The 20,985-nt window shown below is 59.0% G+C and carries 19 protein-coding genes; 16 read left to right on the forward strand and 3 right to left on the reverse strand.

The genetic code is table 11. The annotated features are described in order from the left end of the window. The gene (locus tag LG327_RS10715; RefSeq protein WP_404361802.1) at positions 1-264 is read right to left on the reverse strand and encodes a hypothetical protein; all 264 of its coding nucleotides are present in this window, start codon (positions 262-264) and stop codon (positions 1-3) included. Between the two features lie 80 nt (positions 265-344). After that, a complete protein-coding gene (locus tag LG327_RS10720; protein ID WP_404361803.1) occupies positions 345-818 on the reverse strand; it encodes a hypothetical protein in 474 nt (157 codons plus the stop codon). 313 nt (positions 819-1,131) lie between these two features. Here LG327_RS10720 and LG327_RS10725 point away from each other — a divergent pair, with 313 nt between their 5' ends. Next, entirely contained in the window at positions 1,132-2,490 is a 1,359-nt protein-coding gene (locus LG327_RS10725; RefSeq protein WP_404361804.1) for a DUF1329 domain-containing protein, read from the forward strand. Positions 2,491-2,552: 62 nt separating this feature from the next. On the opposite strand, the gene metE is transcribed toward LG327_RS10725, so the two are convergent. Next, the gene (metE, locus tag LG327_RS10730; protein ID WP_404361805.1) at positions 2,553-4,859 is read right to left on the reverse strand and encodes a 5-methyltetrahydropteroyltriglutamate--homocysteine S-methyltransferase; all 2,307 of its coding nucleotides are present in this window, start codon (positions 4,857-4,859) and stop codon (positions 2,553-2,555) included. Positions 4,860-4,972: 113 nt separating this feature from the next. Here metE and LG327_RS10735 point away from each other — a divergent pair, with 113 nt between their 5' ends. From LG327_RS10735 to LG327_RS10805, 15 genes are all read left to right on the forward strand, one after another. Then, entirely contained in the window at positions 4,973-5,908 is a 936-nt protein-coding gene (locus LG327_RS10735; RefSeq protein WP_404361806.1) for a LysR family transcriptional regulator, read from the forward strand. A gap of 28 nt (positions 5,909-5,936) precedes the next feature. Further along, complete coding sequence (locus tag LG327_RS10740; RefSeq protein ID WP_404361807.1) at positions 5,937-6,257, forward strand: SOS cell division inhibitor; 321 nt, start codon at positions 5,937-5,939, stop codon at positions 6,255-6,257. 194 nt (positions 6,258-6,451) lie between these two features. Then, on the forward strand, positions 6,452-7,900 hold the full coding sequence (locus LG327_RS10745) for a sigma-54 dependent transcriptional regulator (RefSeq protein WP_404361808.1): 1,449 nt from the start codon (positions 6,452-6,454) through the stop codon (positions 7,898-7,900). Between the two features lie 235 nt (positions 7,901-8,135). After that, positions 8,136-9,404, forward strand: coding sequence for a sensor histidine kinase (locus tag LG327_RS10750; protein WP_404361809.1), 1,269 nt, complete (start codon positions 8,136-8,138; stop codon positions 9,402-9,404). 12 nt (positions 9,405-9,416) lie between these two features. Then, a complete protein-coding gene (locus LG327_RS10755) occupies positions 9,417-10,838 on the forward strand; it encodes a sigma-54-dependent transcriptional regulator (RefSeq protein WP_404361810.1) in 1,422 nt (473 codons plus the stop codon). Positions 10,839-11,078: 240 nt separating this feature from the next. After that, complete coding sequence (gene fliE, locus LG327_RS10760) at positions 11,079-11,447, forward strand: flagellar hook-basal body complex protein FliE (RefSeq protein WP_404361811.1); 369 nt, start codon at positions 11,079-11,081, stop codon at positions 11,445-11,447. A 15-nt stretch (positions 11,448-11,462) separates the two neighbouring features. Further along, positions 11,463-13,172, forward strand: coding sequence for a flagellar basal-body MS-ring/collar protein FliF (gene fliF / locus LG327_RS10765; RefSeq protein ID WP_404361812.1), 1,710 nt, complete (start codon positions 11,463-11,465; stop codon positions 13,170-13,172). Further along, positions 13,165-14,211: a flagellar motor switch protein FliG gene (fliG, locus tag LG327_RS10770; RefSeq protein ID WP_404361813.1), complete on the forward strand. Its 1,047-nt coding sequence runs from the start codon at positions 13,165-13,167 to the stop codon at positions 14,209-14,211. The genes fliF and fliG overlap by 8 nt, the downstream gene beginning before the upstream one ends. Further along, the gene (locus LG327_RS10775; RefSeq protein ID WP_404361814.1) at positions 14,211-15,101 is read left to right on the forward strand and encodes a flagellar assembly protein FliH; all 891 of its coding nucleotides are present in this window, start codon (positions 14,211-14,213) and stop codon (positions 15,099-15,101) included. The genes fliG and LG327_RS10775 overlap by 1 nt, the downstream gene beginning before the upstream one ends. Then, positions 15,082-16,440 carry a flagellar protein export ATPase FliI gene (gene fliI, locus LG327_RS10780; protein WP_404361815.1) on the forward strand — a complete coding sequence of 453 codons (1,359 nt, stop codon included), beginning with the start codon at positions 15,082-15,084 and terminating at the stop codon, positions 16,438-16,440. Before LG327_RS10775 ends, fliI begins: the two co-directional genes overlap by 20 nt. Further along, positions 16,440-16,886, forward strand: a complete 447-nt coding sequence (gene fliJ, locus LG327_RS10785; protein WP_404361816.1) for a flagellar export protein FliJ — start codon at positions 16,440-16,442, stop codon at positions 16,884-16,886. The genes fliI and fliJ overlap by 1 nt, the downstream gene beginning before the upstream one ends. Before the next feature lie 142 nt (positions 16,887-17,028). Then, positions 17,029-17,334, forward strand: a complete 306-nt coding sequence (locus tag LG327_RS10790) for an STAS domain-containing protein (protein WP_404361817.1) — start codon at positions 17,029-17,031, stop codon at positions 17,332-17,334. A 33-nt stretch (positions 17,335-17,367) separates the two neighbouring features. Beyond that, complete coding sequence (locus tag LG327_RS10795; protein WP_404361818.1) at positions 17,368-19,110, forward strand: SpoIIE family protein phosphatase; 1,743 nt, start codon at positions 17,368-17,370, stop codon at positions 19,108-19,110. Positions 19,111-19,145: 35 nt separating this feature from the next. Beyond that, a complete protein-coding gene (locus LG327_RS10800) occupies positions 19,146-19,493 on the forward strand; it encodes an Hpt domain-containing protein (RefSeq protein ID WP_404361819.1) in 348 nt (115 codons plus the stop codon). Positions 19,494-19,575: 82 nt separating this feature from the next. Further along, a complete protein-coding gene (locus LG327_RS10805) occupies positions 19,576-20,844 on the forward strand; it encodes a flagellar hook-length control protein FliK (RefSeq protein ID WP_404361820.1) in 1,269 nt (422 codons plus the stop codon). Positions 20,845-20,985 lie beyond the last annotated feature (141 nt).

Below are 20,985 nucleotides of genomic sequence, written 5' to 3' on the forward strand. Positions count from 1 at the left end.
TCAGTGAAGGGTGTGAGAGGAGCGGGCGCTGCTTCGGTCGGATTCGTCTTCGTCCCAGTCAACATCATGGCCAGCGTTGCCGGCTGCCTCAATTCCTGCCGCGATCATGGCCTTGGCCACGCCCATTTCCCTGTCATCCAGCATGTCTTTCGCTTCACTGGAAAACGAAATACGTACCAGAGGCGAACTTTCGTCATCGTCGATGCGGCGAAGTGCATAATCGCCGTCCTTGAGTTGCACGATTTCAAAAAAAGATGCCGACATTTTAAAAACCTTTGGTCAATCGGGCTTCTGAGCCCTGATATAAATGAACAATCACAGGATGCCCCGGGAGGAGACTCCGGTTACCACTCGTCGTGCCATGCCGTCAGATCGCTGAGAAACCTTCTCATGGCTTCCAGAGAACCCGCTATCGCAGACGACGAGCGATCGGGGCCGGTTTCAGCCGCCACTGAGATGATGTTTTCATCAGAGACGGTCTTTTTTTTCACGGCGGGATAAGCCTGGCTGTGCTCAAGCTGCTCAAGATGATTCCACCAGCTGCCCGCCTGCCGGTTAAGTTCCGCCAGAAACCTCGCTTCCCGCGTCTCCGGGCCGATCAGTTCCACCAGTTCATCCAGTGAGCGGGGCTGAGCCGTCTTGTACTGATAGTGCCGCGCAATCAGTGTCAGCAGGCATTGCCGGCCCCTCAGGGCAAGCTCAATGCTGCCTTGCCGCATTGCCTCCGCAACTGGCTCGTGCGCTTCTGACTGCTGGCGTAGCAGCGTTTCGGAGAGAAAGAGCTTCTGTGACGCCAGCCTGTGCCACTCTGCAACCATGATTTGTCCCGGGTATTAAAGTTGCCCAATTGTATCAGTTCTGCGGACCGATTTCGCCCGAAATCCGCGCCCGGAATGGGCAGGGAATCACTTCAGATGGTGCGGGCAAATCCAGGATGCGTGGGGCAGGCTCTGCTCGAAGTAATTGAAAAACAAGCGTCTGACAAGATACTACAAAAAAATTATTGTCTCTCGTGCCGATATCAGGCAGATAAGCACCGCGAAACAGTCATTCATCGGCATACCGCAAGGCCTCCAGCTTCAGGGCAGAATCCCTGGTGCGGGCAGGGTGTGTCAGCAGGAGGAATTATTCATGCGCATGCGCATACTGGCGGCTCTGGCCGCATTACCCCTGATTGCCAGTGTCGGGGCCCACGCCAAAGTCTCCGAATCGGAAGCCGCCCGCCTGAATGGCGATCTGACCCCGCTGGGCGCGGTGAGATCAGGTAATGAGGCAGGAACCATTCCGCCCTGGACCGGCGGTCTGGCGAAACCGCCTTCAGACTGGAAGCCCGGACAGATTGAGATAGATCCTTTTGCCCGGGAAGAGCCGCTTTTCGTGGTCACAGCCGAGAACATGGCGCTCTATGAAGACAGGCTCACGGAGGGACACAAAGCGCTGCTTCGCCAGTACGGTCCCGAGTACGTGATGCCTGTTTACAGGACGCACCGCACGGCGGCCTACCCGGAAGCGGTCTACGAGAAGTCGCGCCAGAATGCGACAAGCGCAACCCTGCTGGAGAATGGCAATGGTGTGACAGATACCATCATGACAAGCCCGTTCCCCATCCCAGGCAATGGCCTTGAAGCGATCTGGAACCACACTCTGCGCTACCGTGGCGAGCAGGTCTCCTTCCGGTCCGCGTTTGCTACACCCACCAGAGACGGCAGTTTCAATCCGATTCTGACCGAGTATGACTATTACTTTGCCTACAGCGAAGCGGGTGTGGAGCTGAAGGACATTGATAACCGCATTTTTTATCTGAAAACCCGGATCATGTCGCCGTCGAGTCTGGCGGGCACCCTGAACCTGGTGCATGAAACCCTGGACCAGGTACGGTCACCGCGCCTGGCATGGCGTTATGACAGCAGTTCCCGGCGTCTGCGCCGTTCGCCCAACCTCGCTTATGAGACGGATCTGCCCAATAGCTCCTCACTGCGTTCAGTAGACCAGAAGGACATGTACAACGGTGCTCCGAACCAGTATGACTGGATTCTCAAGGGCAAACAGGAAATGCTGGTGCCCTATAACGCCTACAGACTTCACCAGCCAGCGGCAACCGCCAGGGACATCATCAGGCCAAAACACATCAACCCGGAGCTGACCCGTTATGAGCTTCATCGGGTATGGGTGGTGGAGGCCACGCTCAGAACCGGCGTCCAGCACATCTATCAAAAGCGTCGTTTCTATCTGGACGAGGACAGCTGGCAGATTGTCGCTGCGGAAGAGTTTGACAATGAGGGCAACCTCTGGCGTGTTTCGGAAGCCCATAACATTTCCTATTACGGCGTCCCGGTGTTCTGGTCCACGCTTGAGCTTACCTATGATCTGAAGGCAGAGCGTTACTTCATCGACGGCCTGGACGACGGCCAGGCGCCCTATGACTTCAGGCCGGGATTCCGGCCGGGGGAGTTTTCTGCTTCAGCCGTGCGCCGGTCGGCGGGGCGCTAACAGTACAAGTCTGAAGGTTTGAGGGCCCCGCTGGCACTGTGTCCCGGGGCCTTTTTTCTGGCTCAGGCGCTCGCCTCTGTTGTTTTCTCCAGCAGACGGGACCGGACATTTCTGGCGGCCCCAACCATGGCTGACAGAGCAGCTTCAACCTCCGGCCAGCCCCGGGTTTTGAGGCCACAGTCCGGGTTGATCCAGAGCCGTTCCGCCGGGAAGGCTGCCAGGATGTTTTCGAGCATCTCAGTCAGCTGTCCCTCATTGGGAACCAGAGGACTGTGAATGTCGTAAATACCCGGTCCCAGATCGCCGGCATAACCTGAGGCCGCCAGTTCTTCCAGCAGGGCCAGGTCGCTGCGTGCGGCTTCGATGGTGATCACATCAGCATCCAGCGCTTTGATGCCCTCAAGAATATCCCCGAACCGTGAATAGCACATGTGGGTATGAATCTGTGTTTCCGGCGCCACGCCGGCTGTGGCCAGGCGAAAGGCACCTGTGGCCTGCTCCAGCCATCCGGCCTGGGCGGATTTGCGCAGAGGCAGTTTCTCCCTCAGAGCCGGTTCATCCACCTGGATGATCTTCAACCCTGACTTCTCAAGCTCGGCAATTTCGTCCCGCAGCGCAAGGGCGATCTGATCGGTGACACTGGCCAGCGGCTGATCCTCTCTTACAAAGGCCCAGGCTACCATGGTGGTGGGGCCGGTGAGCATGGCCTTGACCGGCCGGTCACTCAGACTCTGGGCAAAGATCGCCCAGGGCAGGGTGAGGGGGCATTCCCGGTAGATATCGCCGTAGATCACCGGAGGTTTGACGCACCGGGTACCATAGCTCTGGACCCAGCCTTGCCGGGTCGTTGTGTAGCCGGCCAGGGCGTCGCTGAAATACTCCACCATGTCATTCCGTTCGGGCTCTCCGTGCACAAGGACATCGAGACCAATGAGTTCCTGACGCTTGATACTGTCCCGAATTGCCGCCTCCATGATGCAGTGATAGTCCGCTTCACTGATCATCTGCTGGCGGTATTCCTGACGGGCCCTGCGAATATCTGCAGTCTGGGGAAAGGACCCAATGGTGGTGGTCGGAAGAGGCGGAAGCCGAAGCAGCTGATGCTGGACCGCCTTGCGCTCGGGAAAGGTCTGGGACCGATTGCGGTCGGAATCCTGGATGGCCGCCAGCCGACCAGCCACCTCGGGGTTGGTTCTGAGGTTGCTGGCGGCGATCGCGTCAAGGGCCTGTCGGTTTTGGGTGAATACAGGCTGCCATGAGCGCGGATTATTCTCATTCATGCGCCGGGCAAGTGCTCCCAGCTCAAGCTGCTTCTCCTCCATGAATGCCAGGGCATCTGTCACCGGTCCGGAACTGTCGGCTTCCCCGCTGGCGCTATAGGGAACATGAAGCAGGGAACAGCTGGTGGACAGCCATAACCTGTCTCCCAGCCGATCATGGGCAGGAGCAAGATCCTGATAAATGCGGTCAAGATCTGCCCGCCAGATATTGCGTCCGTTGATGACGCCTGCCGACAGAACCTTGTTCGGCCCGAGGCGGTCCAGAACACCCGTGAGCTGATCCGGGGCACTGACCAGGTCTACGTGAATGCCTGCGACCGGCAACTGAAGGGCGAGGGATAAGTTGTCTTCAAGGCCACCAAAGTAGGTAGCCACAAGCAGTGGAACAGGGCTGCCGGCAAGCCGGTTATAGGCCTTTTCAATGAGACTGCGCCAATGGCTGGAAAGATCAAGGCACAGGATCGGCTCATCGAGCTGAACCCAGGCAACGCCTTGCTGCTGAATCACAGTCAGAAGTTGCTGATAAACCGGTATGAGGCGGTCAAGAGCTTCTTCGGCTTCCAGCCCACGGAGATCGCTGAGCCACAGGTAAGTGGCGGGGCCGGCGAGCTGAACCTTGACGTCGCTCATGACCTCCCTTGCCTCACCTATCTGCGCCAGCAGTTCGCCTGCTGCCAGAGCCGGGCGGGTGGAGGCATCCCATTCCGGAACAAGGTAGTGGTAGTTCGTGTCGAACCATTTGCGCATCGGGCTGGCTGCGTGGTCTTTTCCACCCGCCCCGGAGGCTCCCCGGGCGATGCTGAATACCCTGTCTTCATGTTCGCCTGGAGGGATGTCCCGAAAACGTTCCGGCACAATGCCCAGCAGCAGGGACTGCTCCAGAATCTGGTCGTACCATGTGAAGTCACCTACTGTCACAAATGCCGCGCCGGTTTCCCGTTGACGCTCCCATTGAGTCTGACGTAGCACGCGGCCTGTTTCCCGAAGATCATCGAGAGTAGATCTGCCGTGCCAGTAGCTTTCAGTGGCCCATTTGAGTTCCCTTGCCGGACCTATCCGGGGTACCCCGATATAATGCAGCGTTACCATGTCTCGTTTCCTGTGTGGAAGTGAATTGAGGATGTTTTGTGAGCCGGGCTATTGTGCCGTCCGGGAATCATGAGGCAAAATCAAATGCCTCAGGTTATTCATGAGTAAAATTCATGCTCGATCTCAAGCACCTCAAAACCATCCGGGCTCTCAGTGAAACCGGAAGTCTGACCCGGGCCGCAGAACAGCTGCATGTCACCCAGTCGGCCCTTTCTCATCAGGTTCGGGATCTTGAGGACTGGTTCGGCGTACAGCTTTTTCTGAGAAAGAGCCGCCCGTTTCGATTGACGCCAGCGGGAGAGCGGCTGCTGGCGACCGCGGCGACCGTTCTTCCGGAACTGTGTGATGCCGAGTCGGCGCTGTTTCAGCTTGGAAAAGGACGCCGGGGACGCCTGCATATGGCCATTGAGTGCCACAGCTGTTATCTGTGGCTGATTCCGTCAGTTAACGCCTATCGGCCTAACTGGCCGGACGTGGAACTGGACTTTGTTGGCCACTGGCATCTTGATGCCCTGCCAGCGCTGGCGCGCAGTGAACTGGATCTGGTAGTGACGTCTGATCCGCAGCCGATCTCCGGCTTGACCTACGAGCCACTGTTCAGTTTCGAGATTCTGCTGGGCCTGGCTCCGGATCACCCTCTCTGTGTCCACCGGCGCGTTCAGGCCAGCCAACTGCAGGATCAGACACTGATTACCTATCCGGTAGCTCCGGAGCGGCTTGAGGTGTTTCGACGGTTTCTGTGGCCGGCCGGTTGTGAAGCCGCAGCGGTACGAACCGCGGAAATGACCATGATGATTGTGCAGTTGGTGGCCAGTCAGCGGGGGGTGGCGGCGCTGCCATCCTGGGCCCTGCGGGAGTACACTGAATCCGGGCTGCTGGCTGCCAGGCCGCTGGGTACTGCGGGAGTATGGTCAAATCTCTATGCGGCTGTGCGGACGGAGGACTATGATTCACCCTTCATGCAGGCATTCCTGGCAACGGTTCGGGAGACCTCCTTCAAAACCCTTGCGGACATCAAGGCAGTGCAGCCCGCAAATAAAAGCACTTGATACCGGAACAGCAGACAGGCAGGTGGTTATGGCTCAGGCACTGGAACAGCTGGATACTCTGATTGACGATCTCCGGCGCGAAATAACAAAAGAAGACTGGGAGGCAGTGACAAGCCTCAATGGCAGGGTTGCCAGCCGCGTTGAGGCGGCCATGTCGGAACTGGCCGCCGGCGATATCAGTGCCGAGGCTGTTGAAGAGCGTCTGACGGATCTCCAGGCGCTGTGCGGCCAGGCTGAGCGAGGCGCCCGGTCAGCCAGGGAGGAAATTCTTGCGACCCTGAAAGGTCTGAATCAGACCCGAAGCGCCGCTCGCTCCTATGAGGATATCTCCACCCGGCGGTCGCGCTAGCAATGGGGCCGATTCCTGACTTGATCATGCGTCATAAAATTGACTCGGAGTCCTTAACCGTCTTAAATACCCCTCAGACAATTTTCATGAACCCTGGGTAATCCTCCCCATGCAACAGATCAGCGGCGACCTCCCACCGGATTTTTGCGGATCGCCCGGACTGTTAATGCCGTTTGAACAAGAGATTCAACTGAATGCCTGAAAATAATAACGTGCTCGTGCTGAGTCAGGATGAAACCCGCCGTCGTGAACTGGAAATCATCCTGGAATTTATTGGTGAGGAGAACGTCATTACGGGAGAGCAGGTCGGCCATCTGCTGTCTCCGCGCGACGGGGAATCAGCGATGGTGTTCACTGCGGCTGTGGTCAACGGGGAGGAAGCTGGCGCCCAGGCTCAGATCCAGGCCCTGGCAGAGGCCGACGCGGGGCTGCCGATACTGCTGGTCGGGGACCCACCCCTGAAGGGCCTTACCGAAAGCCAGGCTTCCCACATCATTGCCCGGCTCAGCTGGCCCCTCAATTACACCAAGTTTGTGGATTCTCTCTACCGGGCTCAGGTTTTTCGCGACCAGCACAGCCGCGGCCAGGGCCGGAGCCACCAGCGAGGCATCCAGCTGTTTCGGAGCCTCGTCGGGACAAGCCGCAGTGTCTACCAGGTCCGTCAGCTGATGGAGCAGGTTGCGGACAAGGAAGTAAGCGTACTTATCACCGGGGAGTCCGGTACAGGCAAGGAAGTAGTTGCCCGTAATCTTCATTATCACTCCATACGGCGCGACAGGCCATTTGTGCCCGTGAACTGTGGCGCGATACCGGCCGAGCTCCTTGAAAGCGAGCTGTTCGGTCATGAAAAGGGCGCATTTACTGGCGCCATTACGTCCCGTGTCGGCCGTTTTGAGCTGGCAGAAGGCGGCACGCTGTTCCTCGACGAAATTGGCGACATGCCGCTCAGTATGCAGGTCAAGATTCTCCGGGTGCTGCAGGAAAAGACCTATGAGCGTGTGGGCAGCAACCGCACCCAGAGCGCGGATGTGCGGATCATCGCCGCCACCCACAAGAACCTGGAAGAAATGATAGCTGGTGGCGAATTCCGTGAAGATCTCTACTACCGCCTGAATGTATTTCCCATTGAAATGCCTGCCCTGAGGGAACGGGTGGAAGACCTGCCGCTGCTGATCAACGAGCTCACCGCCCGTATGGAAAAGGAAAAGCGCGGCTCCATCCGCCTCAATTCAGCAGCCATCATGAGCCTGTGCCGTCATGACTGGCCCGGCAATGTCAGGGAGCTGGCGAATCTGGTTGAACGGCTGGCCATCATGCATCCCTATGGTGTTGTCGGTGTTCAGGAACTGCCGAAGAAATTCCGCTACGTGGATGAGTTTGATGAGGACAGGCCCTGTGATGACAGCGGCATGCCCGCAGGGATTCCGGGTCTGGTCGGACTGGATTCGCCGGCGTTACTGCCGGTCAATGGTATTGACCTGAAAGACTACCTGGGCAATCTCGAAAAACAGCTGATCGAACAGGCGCTTGATGAAGCCGGAGGCGTGGTGGCACGGGCTGCGGAGAAGCTGCGGATTCGCCGGACGACCCTGGTGGAGAAAGTCCGAAAATATGGTCTCCGGGAAGAAGAAGCGGGGGGATAACAACCCCGCGATATCCGCCGCACTCCTGTCAAAGCCCTCAAAGTTCGTCAAAGTTCTGCTGATCTCACATTCTGCCTCCCCCAGTCCGACGGAAAACCGTCGTTTTGCTCTTCCCTGATTTCTTTAACCACTGTTTGTAAAGGAAAAATCAATTCTGGCATAACTTTGGCTTAGTAACCCCCAGAAGAATCTGAATGGGGCGGTATGAAACCGTCACAGCTGTCAGGGGGAAACCATGAGTCAGTTACAGTACATTGTGGAAGCATCGCGTCATCAGGCCGCATCCGGCGTGGATGCAGCTGCCGATGCCAACCACAAGGTGACCGCGCTGTTCCCGCCTCAGAAAGAAGGCGAAGCGGTCGATACCGCCCTGGAACTTTTCAACCAGATGTCCCGCCAGATCACCGACTCCTACCGCACCCTTGAATCCCGGGTTAACCAGCTGTCCGGTGAACTCTCTGCGGAAACCCGTCAGCGCCAGCATGAACTGGAGGAAAAAGAACGCCTTGCGGACCGCCTTTCGACCCTGCTTGCCGTCATGCCTGCCGGCGTTGTGGTTCTGGACAGTCAGGGCGCTGTCAGCCAGTGCAATCCGGCTGCGGTGAATCTGCTGGGAGAGCCCCTCGAGGGTGTTCGTTGGGTGGAGGTTATCCGCCGGTGTTTTGCACCCCGGCGGGACGATGGCCACGAAGTGTCCCTGAAGGATGGCCGCCGCGTCAGCATCGAAATCCGCTCCATGGAGAACGAACCCGGTCAGCTTATTCTGCTTACCGACCTGACCGAAACCCGGCAGTTGCAGGCACAGCTTTCCCGCGCCCAGCGGCTCTCTGCCATGGGCAAAATGGTGGCCTCGCTGGCTCACCAGATTCGAACCCCCCTGTCAGCCGCGATTCTTTATGGTGGCCATCTCTGCCAGTCAGACCTGGATGCTGAAATGCGCGAGCGCTGCGCGACCCGGCTGATGTCGAGGCTGACTCATCTGGAGCAGCAGGTGCGGGATATGCTCATCTTTGCACGGGGCGAAACCCGGCTGGCGGAGGAGCTTTCCTCCACCTCGCTTTGCGGTGCCCTGGCGTCCGCCATTGAAGGACTGAATGTCAGCAGTCAGAAAAATGTCAGCCTGACGGCGCCCGCCCGGGAAGTTGCCCTGATGTGCAACCGGGATGCCCTGGTCGGGGCCTGTCTGAATCTGGTCAATAACAGTCTGGAGGCAGGCGCAAGTGAGGTCTCAGTCAGTCTGGTTACAACTGATGGATTCCTGGAGGTTCAGGTCAGCGACAATGGCCCGGGCTTTGATCCGGACCAGGGCGATCAGCTTCTTGAAGCTTTCTATACCACCAAGTCCCAGGGTACCGGACTCGGTCTCGCCGTGGTCCAGGCGGTGGTGAAGGCTCACAATGGTGAATTTACAATCGAGTCACCCGCCGAAGGCGGCAGCCTGGCTCTGGTGCGTCTGCCGCTCGTCGGCAGTCAGACCGGAAGTGGTGACAGGAATGACAGGTAAATGGAGATAAACATGGCCAGGCCCCAGATTCTGATCGTTGAAGATGACCGCGACCTGCGTGAAGCGCTGGTAACCACCCTGGAACTGGCAAAGTTTCGGGTGCGGGAAGCCGACTGTGCCGAGCAGGCCCTTGAGCGGCTGGCAGAAGGGCCGATCGACATGGTCGTCAGCGATGTGAATATGCCGGGCATGTCGGGGCACCAGTTGCTGGCGAAAGTGCAGAAGCAGCATCCCGGCCTGCCGATGATGCTGATAACTGCCTACGGTCAGATCAACCAGGCGGTCTCCGCGATGCAGGCGGGCGCCATTGATTATCTGGTAAAGCCTTTCGAGCCGGCGGTTCTGGTGGAGGCAGTTACCCGGGTAACTGGAGGTCAGCGTCAGAGTCGTGGCGGTTCGGATGCACCTGTAGCTGAGGATCCCATCAGTCAGCGAATGTTTCAGCTTGCCCGCAAGGTGGCTGGCTGCGATTCGACAGTCATGATTTCCGGGGAAAGCGGGACAGGCAAGGAGGTGCTTGCCAGGTACATTCATCAGCAATCACCGAGGGCTGATCAGCCTTTTGTCGCCATTAACTGTGCGGCTATTCCCGAGAATATGCTGGAAGCCATTCTGTTTGGCCACGAGAAGGGCGCTTTTACCGGCGCCCACGCATCTTCCCCGGGCAAATTCGAGCAGGCCAATGGCGGTACGCTGCTGCTGGACGAGATTTCGGAAATGGATCTGAGTCTGCAGTCAAAGCTGTTGCGGGTACTGCAGGAGCGCGAGGTTGAACGGGTCGGCGGTCGCAAGACCATCAGCCTGGATGTGCGCGTGCTGGCCACCACCAACCGGGATCTGGCGGATTACGTCCGGGAAGGCCGCTTCCGGGAAGACCTCTATTACCGTCTGAGTGTTTTTCCCATGCAGTGGCGGCCCCTGCGGGAGCGCCCATTGGACATTCTGCCTCTGGCGAGGACTCTGCTTGACCAGCACTGCCGGAAAATGAAGCTCAATGGCATCACCTTCAGCGATGACGCCAGGGCTGCGATGAAGACCCACCCCTGGCCCGGCAATGTGCGGGAACTGGATAACGCCATTCAGCGGGCTCTCGTGCTGCATCAGGGCCAGCTCATCCAGGCTGAGGATCTGTGTCTGGGCGTCGGTATCTCCGGTCTGGCGCCAGTTGCTTCCGTGATGCCGGAGATTGCGGAACAGGTGGAGTCTCCGCGCGCTGCGGAAGCCCCCCAGTCAGCCGGGGATGACTCATCGTCCCTCGGCCATGATCTCAGACGGCAGGAATTTCGTATCATCATTGACACCCTCAGAAGCGAAAGAGGGCGTCGTAACAGGGCCGCGGAAAAGCTCGGCATCAGCCCCCGCACTCTGCGTTACAAGCTTGCCCAGATGCGGGAGTTCGGTATTGATCCGGACACTGAACTGGCTATCGCGTAACCCCGCCTTTTCTTCATACTCCTTCCTGCGGCACCCTGTGTGCCGTTTTTTTATTTCCGGCTGGGCCTGTGCCTTGCGTCAAGAGTTCGACGCGCCATGCTGTCCAGTCCCAATCTTTTTGTTCAAGTCTTTGTAAATAAATAATAAAAAAGTTTTGGCCATGATCTTGCTTGGGTCTCCCCAGAGATTTTAAGACAGTTACAGGGCCCGCCTCTTGCCGGGCCTGTCGGGAGGGGAATCATGGTTGAACGTGCCGATATAAACAGTGTGCTTTCCGATATCCGGTCGCTGCGGTCACAGATGCAGCAGAACCAGGGGCTGGGGCAGAACAACACCATCCAGGACCGGATTGATCGTCCCGGTCGTACCGAACAGGCCCGTGAGGTTCCCGGCTTCAGTGACATGCTGAGCCAGGCGGTTAATCAGGTGAACGATCTGCAGCAGACTGCTGGTGCCATGCGGACCGCCTACGATCAGGGCGATCCGAACATGGACATCACCCGTGTCATGATTGCGTCACAGAAATCCTCGGTTTCCTTCGAGGCCCTGACCCAGGTGCGTAACCGGGTAGTTCAGGCCTACGAAGACATCATGAATATGCCGATCTAAGCCCGGAGCTGAACCATGGCCAGCGTACCTGCCCAGACAACCCCCGTTAACCGGTCAGACGAGAACGATGCGGGCGGGCTTGAAACCCACAGTGATCTCCTTTTCGGGTTTAACCGCCTCACTCTGTTGCGTCAGATCGGTCTCATGGTGGGGCTGGCCGCCAGTGTGGCTCTTGGTCTGGCTGTGGTTCTGTGGGCCCAGGAGCCCAATTACCAGCCGGTGGTGGGCGACCTGTCCAGCTATAACCCGCAGGAAGTGACAGCAATTCTCGACCAGAGCGGCATTCAGTATCGTATGGATCCCCGAAGCGGTGCCCTGCTCGTTCCCTCCGAAGACGTCTATAACGCCCGGCTGCAGCTGGCAGCCCAGGGTGTAACCGATGAAAAGACCATAGGTTACGAAATCATGGACCAGGACCGTGGCCTGGGCACTTCCCAGTTCATGGAAAACATCACATACCGGCGTGGTCTCGAGGGTGAGCTCTCCCGTACCATCAGCAGCATGAGAAACGTCAACGGAGCCCGGGTGCATCTGGCCATCCCCAAGCAGTCGGTGTTCGTGCGGGACGCCCGTGCCCCGACTGCTTCGGTATTTCTGGAAGTCCTGGCTGGCCGCCGGCTGGCGGAAGAGCAGATTGCGGCGATCACCAATCTGGTGGCGGGCAGTATTCCACAGCTGTCAAAGGATGACGTCACCATTGTTGATCAGAGCGGGCACCTACTCACCTCACGGGACAAAAATGAAGACCGCTGGCAGATGCAGGACCAGTATGACTTCAATGCCAGGGTGGAAGACGGCCTGACCCGCCGGATTTCAGCCATGATCAGTCCCATCGTCGGTGCCGGACGTTTTCGTGCCGAGGTGACAGCGGATCTCAACTTTGCTTCGGTGGAGCAGGCAGAGGAGCTGTTTAACCCCGGCCAGAACGCCGTAAGAAGTGAGCGTGAAAGCAGCGAACAGCGGGTGAGTGGTGCCAATGGCGGCATTCCGGGAGCTCTGGCAAATCAGCCCCCGGGCGGCGGCGTGGTGCCTGAAGTCGCCGGTGCTGCGGCGGCAGATGGTGAGGAAGCGCCCGCCGCTCCGCCAATCAATGTCAGAACAGAATCCACCCGCAATTATGAAATGGACCGCACGGTAAGCTATATCCGTCAGGAGCAGGGCAAGATTGAACGCCTGACCGTAGCCGTGGCCGTAGATGATCTGCGGGCGGTTGACCCAGAAACCGGCGCTGTGAGCTTTCAGCCCTGGTCCGAGGCCGAACTCCAGCGCCTGACCCGGCTGGTCCGGGACGCAGTGGGTTACTCGGCGGCGCGGGGAGACAGTGTAACCATCATGAACACGGCATTTGCAGCCCAGGAAGAGATGGACTTCGCCGAACCCGCGTTCTGGGAACAGCCCTGGTTCTGGGACCTGATGAAACAGGTGCTGGCTGGGCTTGTGATACTGGTACTGGTACTGGGTCTGCTTCGACCCACCCTGAAAAATCTTTCCGGCGGTGCCCGCCGTGAGCGGGACGATTCGATGGGGAGTGAGGGCTATGACGGACTGGAAGGGTCAGGGAGCGACAATGAACTCAGAAAAGCCATGAGCGACGGCGATGAACTGCTGTTGCCTGGCGCCACTGACAGCTATGATAGACACCTTAATGCTTTGAAAGGCTTGATCGCCGAGGACCCGGCCCGGGTTGCCCAGGTGATGCGCCAGTGGGTAAATGTGGATGAGTGACGAACAGGCCTCTCAGCAGCCAGCTGAAGCACCCCGCAAAATGCAGCGCAAGATTCCGCGTGTTGAACAGGCTGCCATCCTGCTGATGTCTCTGGGTGAGGCGGATGCGGCCCAGATACTCAAGCACATGGGACCCAAGGAGGTTCAGCGGGTGGGCGTCGCCATGGCCCAGATGAAGGATGTCAGCAAGGACGATGTGGCTTTCGTGCTGGATCAGTTCGTGGAAGCCGTGGGCGGCCAGACCGGCCTGGGGGTGGGCAACGACGAGTACATCCGCGCCATGCTGACCCAGGCCCTGGGTGATGACAAGGCAGCGAGTCTGATTGACCGGATTCTCATTGGTGGCAACACCACCGGGCTGGACACCCTGAAATGGATGGAGCCCCGCGCGGTCGGCGATATCATCCGCTATGAGCATCCCCAGATTCAGGCCATCGTCATTTCATACCTCGACCCGGACCAGGCTGCCGAAATTCTGGGTACTCTCGATGAAAAGGTCCGGCTGGACGTGATGATGCGGGTGGCCTCTCTGGAAAGTATCCAGCCCCAGGCCCTGCAGGAACTCAATGACATTCTCGAGAAGCAGTTCTCCGGTGGCTCCGCAGCCCAGACCAGCCGTATTGGCGGCATCAAGCGCGCCGCGGACATCATGAACTTCATGGACCGCAGCATTGAAGGCAGCCTGCTGGATTCGATCAAGGATATGGACCCGGATCTGGCCAGCACCATCGAAGACCTGATGTTTGTTTTCGACAACCTCAAGGATATCGACGACCGGGGCATCCAGGCCCTGTTGCGGGAAGTGTCCTCGGATGTCCTGGTGGTTGCCCTCAAGGGCTCTGATGAAGGCGTCAAGGAGAAGATCTTCCGGAACATGTCCAAGCGTGCCAGCGAGCTTCTCCAGGACGATCTGGAGGCCAAGGGGCCGGTCCGTGTCAGTGAAGTGGAAACAGCCCAGAAAGAGATTATTACGGTTGCCCGGCGCATGGCTGAGGCCGGTGAAATCACCCTCGGCGGTGCCGGGGAAGAAATGATGTAATGAAAGACCGCCGCCACCTTGACCGCATCCCGTCTGAAGAACTGACCGCATATGAGAAGTGGGAGTTGCCCCTGCTTGATCAGCAGGGTAACGAGGTGGCCAGGGAAGAAGAGCGTGACGTCAAACCCCTGACGGCCGCTGATATCGAAGAGATCCGGCAGACAGCCTGGGATGATGGCCATGGGGAAGGTCGCGAGGCCGGCCAGGCCGAAGGTCGGGAAGAAGGCCGGAGCCAGGGGCATCAGGAAGGTCTGGAGGCTGGTCTGAAAGAGGGCCGGGAAACCGGTCATACTGAAGCTCTTGAAGCCACTAAAGCCGGAGTGGATACCGGTCTTGAACGTCTGGAGGCGGTGATGGCCGAGCTGCTTGACCCCATCCGCCGCCATGAAGATGAACTGGAGTCAGCCCTGTTCAATCTCGCCACTGTCCTTGCGCGGGCAGTGGTGTTTCGCGAACTCAAGATGGATTCTTCCCACATTCAGGCGGTGGTCCGGCAGGCCATGGCAAGCCTTCCCTCCACCCGGGAAAATGTGAAAGTCCGGGTCAATCCCGCGGATGCAGAATGGGTGCGGGAAGTGGCCGGGCGTTTTGAGGCCGAAACCGCAGTTGTTGAAGATGATGACATCCTCGAAGGCGGCTGCAAGGTGGAGACCCGCCACAGTCTGGTGGATTTCACTGTTGAGAAACGCTTCCAGAAAGCGGTCCAGGGCATGCTTGACCAGCAGTTGGCCAGCGGGGGGGCAGGGGAGAGCGCCGAGCTGGACTCCATGATGGGAGACCTCACGGATTTCCACCGGGATGTTCTCTCCGCTCCAGGCTCTGCCCCTCAGACTCCGGTTGACGGTGACAGCGAACAGGAGGGGAAAGACATTGACCAGCCCCCTCGCTGAACGCCTTCGCCGTTTTAAAGATTACCTTCCGCCAAAAGTTGAGCCCGAACTCTCAGGGCGGCTGACCCGCATGGTTGGCCTGACCCTGGAATGCGTTGGCTGCCCCATGGTGGTGGGAGATCGCTGTCTGATTCAGGGCCAGGGTGTTGGTACAGTGGAAGCAGAAGTGGTCGGTTTTGAAGACGACCGTGTCTACCTGATGCCACTCAGTGCCATCGAAGGCCTCCGCCCGGGGGCCAGAGTTGTACCCCTTTCTGCTGCCAGCCGTGTGCCCGTCGGCCCCCAACTGCTCGGACGCGTGGTCAATGGCACCGGTGAACCACTGGACGACAGGGGGCCTCTCCAGGCTGCCGCCCAGGTGCCATTGAGCGGCGCCATAATCAACCCCTTGCACCGTGCACCGGTGCGCCAGTCCATGGATGTGGGTATCCGGGCCATCAATTCACTGCTTACGGTAGGCCAGGGCCAGCGCCTCGGTCTGTTTGCCGGCAGCGGGGTGGGCAAGAGCATGCTGCTGGGCATGATGACCCGGTTCACTGACGCTGACATCACCGTGGTTGGTCTGATCGGCGAGCGGGGACGCGAAGTCAAGGAATTCATCGAAGACATTCTGGGGGAAGAGGGCCTGGCCCGTTCCGTGGTGGTAGCTTCGCCTGCCGACGATTCGCCGCTGATGCGGTTGCGGGCCGCCATGCTCACCACCCGGATTGCCGAGTACTTCCGGGACCAGGGCAAGCGGGTCCTGTTGCTGATGGATTCCCTTACCCGTTACGCCCAGGCCCAGCGTGAGATTGCTCTCGCGGTGGGCGAGCCGCCTGCAACCAAGGGTTATCCTCCCTCGGTGTTTGCAAAGCTGCCACAGCTGGTTGAGCGCACTGGCAATGCGAGGCCTGGAGGAGGCTCCATCACGGCCTTTTATACGGTACTCACCGAGGGCGACGATCAGCAGGATCCCATCGCCGATGCGGCACGGGCGATCCTTGACGGGCACATTGTGCTTTCCCGACGTCTGGCCGAAGAGGGGCATTATCCGGCGATCGACATAGAAGCATCCGTCAGCCGGGTCATGCCCCAGGTCACCGATCCGGCGCACTTTACCCAGGCCCAGCGCTTCAAGCAGGTTTATTCCAGGTATCAGCAGGCGCGAGACCTGATAAGCGTTGGCGCCTACGTCAAAGGCTCGGACCCGGAAACCGACTTTGCGATTGAACACATAGATAACATGCGCAAGTTTCTGCGTCAGGATCTGGGCAAGAGCTCGCCCCTGGGGGAGAGTATCGAACAGCTTCATGCAGTGGTTCCCGAGCGACGCCAGGCGCGGCGCGGAGCCTCTGAATAATGCTCCGTTCCAGACGCCTGGAAGTGGTCCTTGCACTGGAGAAGCGTCGCGAACAGGCCGCCCTTGATGTCATGACTGGCGCCCGGGAGCATTTCCAGGGGCAGCAGCAGCGGCTGGAAGAATTGCGGGGCTATCAGGCCGACTACCGTGCCCAGATGCGCGTGAGCCAGCAGGGTGTGGTCTCTGTCAGTCAGTTACAGGGCTGGCAGGCCTTTATTGCTCAGCTTGATCAGGTCATCGAACAACAGGAACACCAGGTTCGCCAGGCCCAGGAGCGGTTTGATGCGGCTCGCCGGGGCTGGCAGGAAGCTTACGAACGCCGCCGGGGCATGGACAGGCACATTGAAGCCTGCCGCATCCAGGAGCAGCGGGAACGGGACTCCCGGGAACAGAAGCAGGCTGACGAGGCGTCAGGGCGGGCCCATGCCCGTCGCAGACAATCCTGAATTCGCATTCCGGACAGAAAGATTGGCTGACTTCCGGAAAACCGGATGCAAATCGGCTCTTCTCAGCTATCCTCATGTGTGTAAACCTTGCTCCAAACCCCCTTTGCAGTTGTCTGCGAAAAAGATCAACGGAGGATGCCGCATGGCTATCCAGACACGACGAAGTGAAGATGGTCGTACCCTGACCATTAAAATTGAGGGCCGTTTTGACTTCAGTACCCATCAGGCGTTCCGGGATGCGTACGAGCAGGGGGATCAGGAGGTGAGCCAGTATGTCATTGACATGTCCGATACCACCTATCTCGACAGTTCCGCCCTCGGCATGCTTCTGCTTCTGCGGGATTATGCCGGAGGTGATGCGGCCTCGATCCGGATCGAGAACTGCAACAGTGATGTCCGGCGGATCCTGACCATCTCCAACTTCGAACAGCTATTCACCATCCGCTAGCAAATGGGCCGGGACTGGCCCGGAGGACCGGTTTTGGACGAACCTCTGGCCGAGCAGGGACCACTTCGCGTCCTGATTGCTGATGACAGTGACAGTGATCGCCTGATCCTCAAAACAATGGTACGGCGTCAGGGTCACGAGGTTATTGTCGCCTCTGATGGCCTTGAGGCGGTGGAAAAGTTCCGGGCCACACGGCCACAGATTGTTCTCCTCGATGTGATGATGCCCGTCATGGATGGCATGGAGGCGGCCCGCGAAATCAAGGCTCTGGCAGGGGAGACCCTGGTGCCTGTGATTTTCCTGACCTCCCTTTCCGATGCCGATGCGCTGGCCCGCTGTCTCGAATCCGGGGGCGATGATTTCCTTTCGAAGCCTTACAACCGGGTTATCATCGAAGCCAAAATCAATGCCTTCAACCGGATGCGTCTCATGCACCGGACCCTCAGCCGCCAGCGGGACCTTATTCGTGCCCGTAACGAGCAGCTGCTGAGCGATCAGCGGGTGGCGAAGCGGGTCTTTGACAACATTGCCCACACCGGCTGTCTCGACGCCGCCAACATCCGTTACCATGCTTCGCCCCTTGCCATCTTCAATGGTGATGTCCTGTTTGCCTGTCCCCGCCCCTCCGGCGGCATGCACATCCTGATCGGCGATTTTACCGGCCACGGTCTGCCTGCGGCCATTGGCGCCATGCCGGTGGCAGAGATCTTCTATGGCATGACCAGCAAGGGCTTTGGTTGCAGCGACGTGCTTCGGGAGATCAACCAGAAGCTGAAACGCATCCTGCCTCCCGGAATGTTCTGCTGCGCAGCGTTCATTGAGGCGGACTTTCATCTGAGCCACGTCCGGGTCTGGAATGGCGGAATGCCTGATGGTTATCTGATCCGTCACAACGGTGAGCGGGTGACCCTGCCATCCACCCATCTGCCTCTGGGTGTGCTGGGCCCGGAGAGATTTGCGGCTGAAGTGGAGCATTTCCGGACAGAAATTGGCGATACGCTTCTTGTGGCCACTGATGGCGTGATAGAGGCGGCGGACCGGAAGGGCAGAATGTTTGGCGAGAAACGTCTGCTCCGGGTCCTGGATGGCATAGCCGATGGTGGCGACGCATTTGATGCCGTCATGGACGGCGTCAGTGAGTTTGCCGGTGATCGGGGAGCCCAGGATGACCTCACGATTGTCTCTCTCACCATGGTGGAGGATCATCAGCTTGCCGGTCTGCCAGACAGGCTGCCCCAGTCGGCGCTGCAGGGGCCAGCGACATGGCAGTGCACCTATGAGATTGGTGAGAAAACTCTTGGCCATTTCAATCCGCTGCCGCTGCTGCTTCATATCTGCATGGCGGTGCCGGGTCTGCGCCGCCGAAGCGGGGAGGTTTACACCCTGTTGTCGGAGCTTTATACCAATGCGCTGGAGCACGGTATCCTCAGGCTGCCGTCGGCCTGGAAGAATTCCCCCGAAGGCTTCGGGCGGTACTATGCTGAAAGGGAGAGACGCCTTGCGGATACCGGGGACCATCGTATCTGTTTCACCATGCGTCATGTGACAACCCCGACAGGAGGCGAACTCACTGTGATATGTGAAGACTCAGGGGAAGGGTTTGACCACGGGGCATGGGCTAAAAATGCCAGCCGGGCACGCTACGCGGGAAGGGGGCTTGCACTACTTCGGCAACTGGCGCATTCCCTTACCTTCAGGGGCAACGGTAATCAGGTGGAGGTGGTTTACCACTGGAGCTTCAGTGAACCCCGCGGCCGTAAAGAGCACCCGCAATGAGCCAGGCAGCGATACCTGCACAGAGGGAGTCAGTGATGAACGAAAGGCCACATCTTGATGAAGAGGCATTGGCGGAGTTGCAGGAGGTCATGGAGGAGGAGTTCGACATTCTCATCAATACCTATCTGAAGGATTCCCGGGAACGGATCGATGCACTTCGCGCAGCCCTGCAGCAGCCGGATTTTGACACTTTCACCAAGGCAGCTCACAGCTTCAAGGGCAGCTGTTTCAATATTGGTGCCCCTCGCCTGGGAAGTCTCTGTCAGCAGGCCGAAACTGCCGGTCGTGAGCGTCGGCTGCACGAGGCCGACGATCTGGTGGGCCTGATTGATGCGGAATTCGTGACGATCCGGGATATGCTTGAACGAAGCCTGAAAACCTGACACGGCCTGGCATCAGTTTTGCTTTGCTCCTATCAATAACCCTTTATTGATCCATTTGAGCCAAAAGCGGCAAGAGGTTGCCATGTCAGGATCTGCACTACCCACACGTCCGGCCCTTGAAGCGGTGAATGCATCCCCGCCAAAACAGGCCTCCACGGCCCGTGACAAGGCCGGCGACAGTACCTTCGATGCCGTGTCCCGGCAGGAAAAAAAGCGACTGGAGCAGCGAGAGGCAGTCGAGCGGAGTGTCGCCCAACGGGATGCCGCCCAGCGGGATGCCGAGCTCCGGGCGAAGAAATCCGAAAGAACGGAGCAGACAGCCAGCCCTGATTCGGAGAGGCCAGAGCGGACAGATGCTTGGGCCACAGCCGAAAAGCCTGGTCAGGGGGCGGCCCCTGAAAATGCAGAGAGCTCCAGAGCGGCTGACAGCCAGAACAGCACCAACCCGGACGAGCCTGTAATCGATGCTCCGGCACAGAACGGGTCTGACATTGCCATTGAGAATCCGGTTCTGCCTCCGGAAGGTCTGACGGACCCGGCAGCAGTCTTCACCTTCGCCGGTCTTCAGGCTCTTGTGGAGAAGGGAAGTGGCCAGGCTCTGGCCCCCGCGGGAGCAGCTGCTTCAGCCGCGACAGGGCAGCCGGGCGTGGCCTCCTCGGGCCAGCCCGGGGTGTTGGGCATGGTAGCTGATCTGGTGGGGCTGAAGGGGCAGTCAAAAGGGACGAGTCCGGCCAGTGTGGAATCGGGAGCCCGTCTCGTTGACGGCCTGATGGGACAGGTGACGGCAGAAGCCGCCAAAATTGCCGAGGTCAGCACGGCCGGCCGTTTCCAGGGGGCCCTGGACGTAGCCAGCCAGCAACTTGCCGCCGCCGGACAGAAGATTCCCGAAGCCATGGTTCCGCTGAAAGGCTATGCCACCAGCGTTGAGCTACCGGTCGGACATGCGGAATGGGGTGACAAGCTGATGGGCAAACTGGCCTGGCTGACTACCCAGAAGATGTCGGTGGCGGAAATCCATCTGACTCCACCGGACATGGGTCCGCTGGATGTGCGGGTGCAGGTCCAGAATGATCAGGCCAGCGTGACCATTCATGCCACCAATTCGGCAGTGCGGGACCAGCTGGAACTGCATAGCCATAGGCTCCGGGACATGCTGAACGGCCAGGGCCTGGATCTCGAAAGCTTCGATGTGGCCGATTCCCCGGGCCGCGACGCCGGTGGGGAGGCGGAACAGGAGGCCGGTGAACATGCCGGCGGGAATGGTGAGCCGATGGCCGGGGAAATGGAAATGGCCGAGACAGGTGGAACCCTGGATCTCACCTGGCGCGGGGAGGTCGATCTTTACGCCTGATCCTGCCGCTGGCCTCCACTCCTCCCACCCTGGGGGCCAGCATTCACCCTCTCGGTTATTCCCCTTTGCTCAAGCCTGTTGTGAAAGATAAACTGCAATTCCATGGAAGCGTAAGGGAAATCTGGCCTGACGTTTGCATTA

Source organism: Marinobacter sp. (assembly GCF_044799475.1).
In the GTDB taxonomy this organism is placed as follows: domain Bacteria; phylum Pseudomonadota; class Gammaproteobacteria; order Pseudomonadales; family Oleiphilaceae; genus Marinobacter.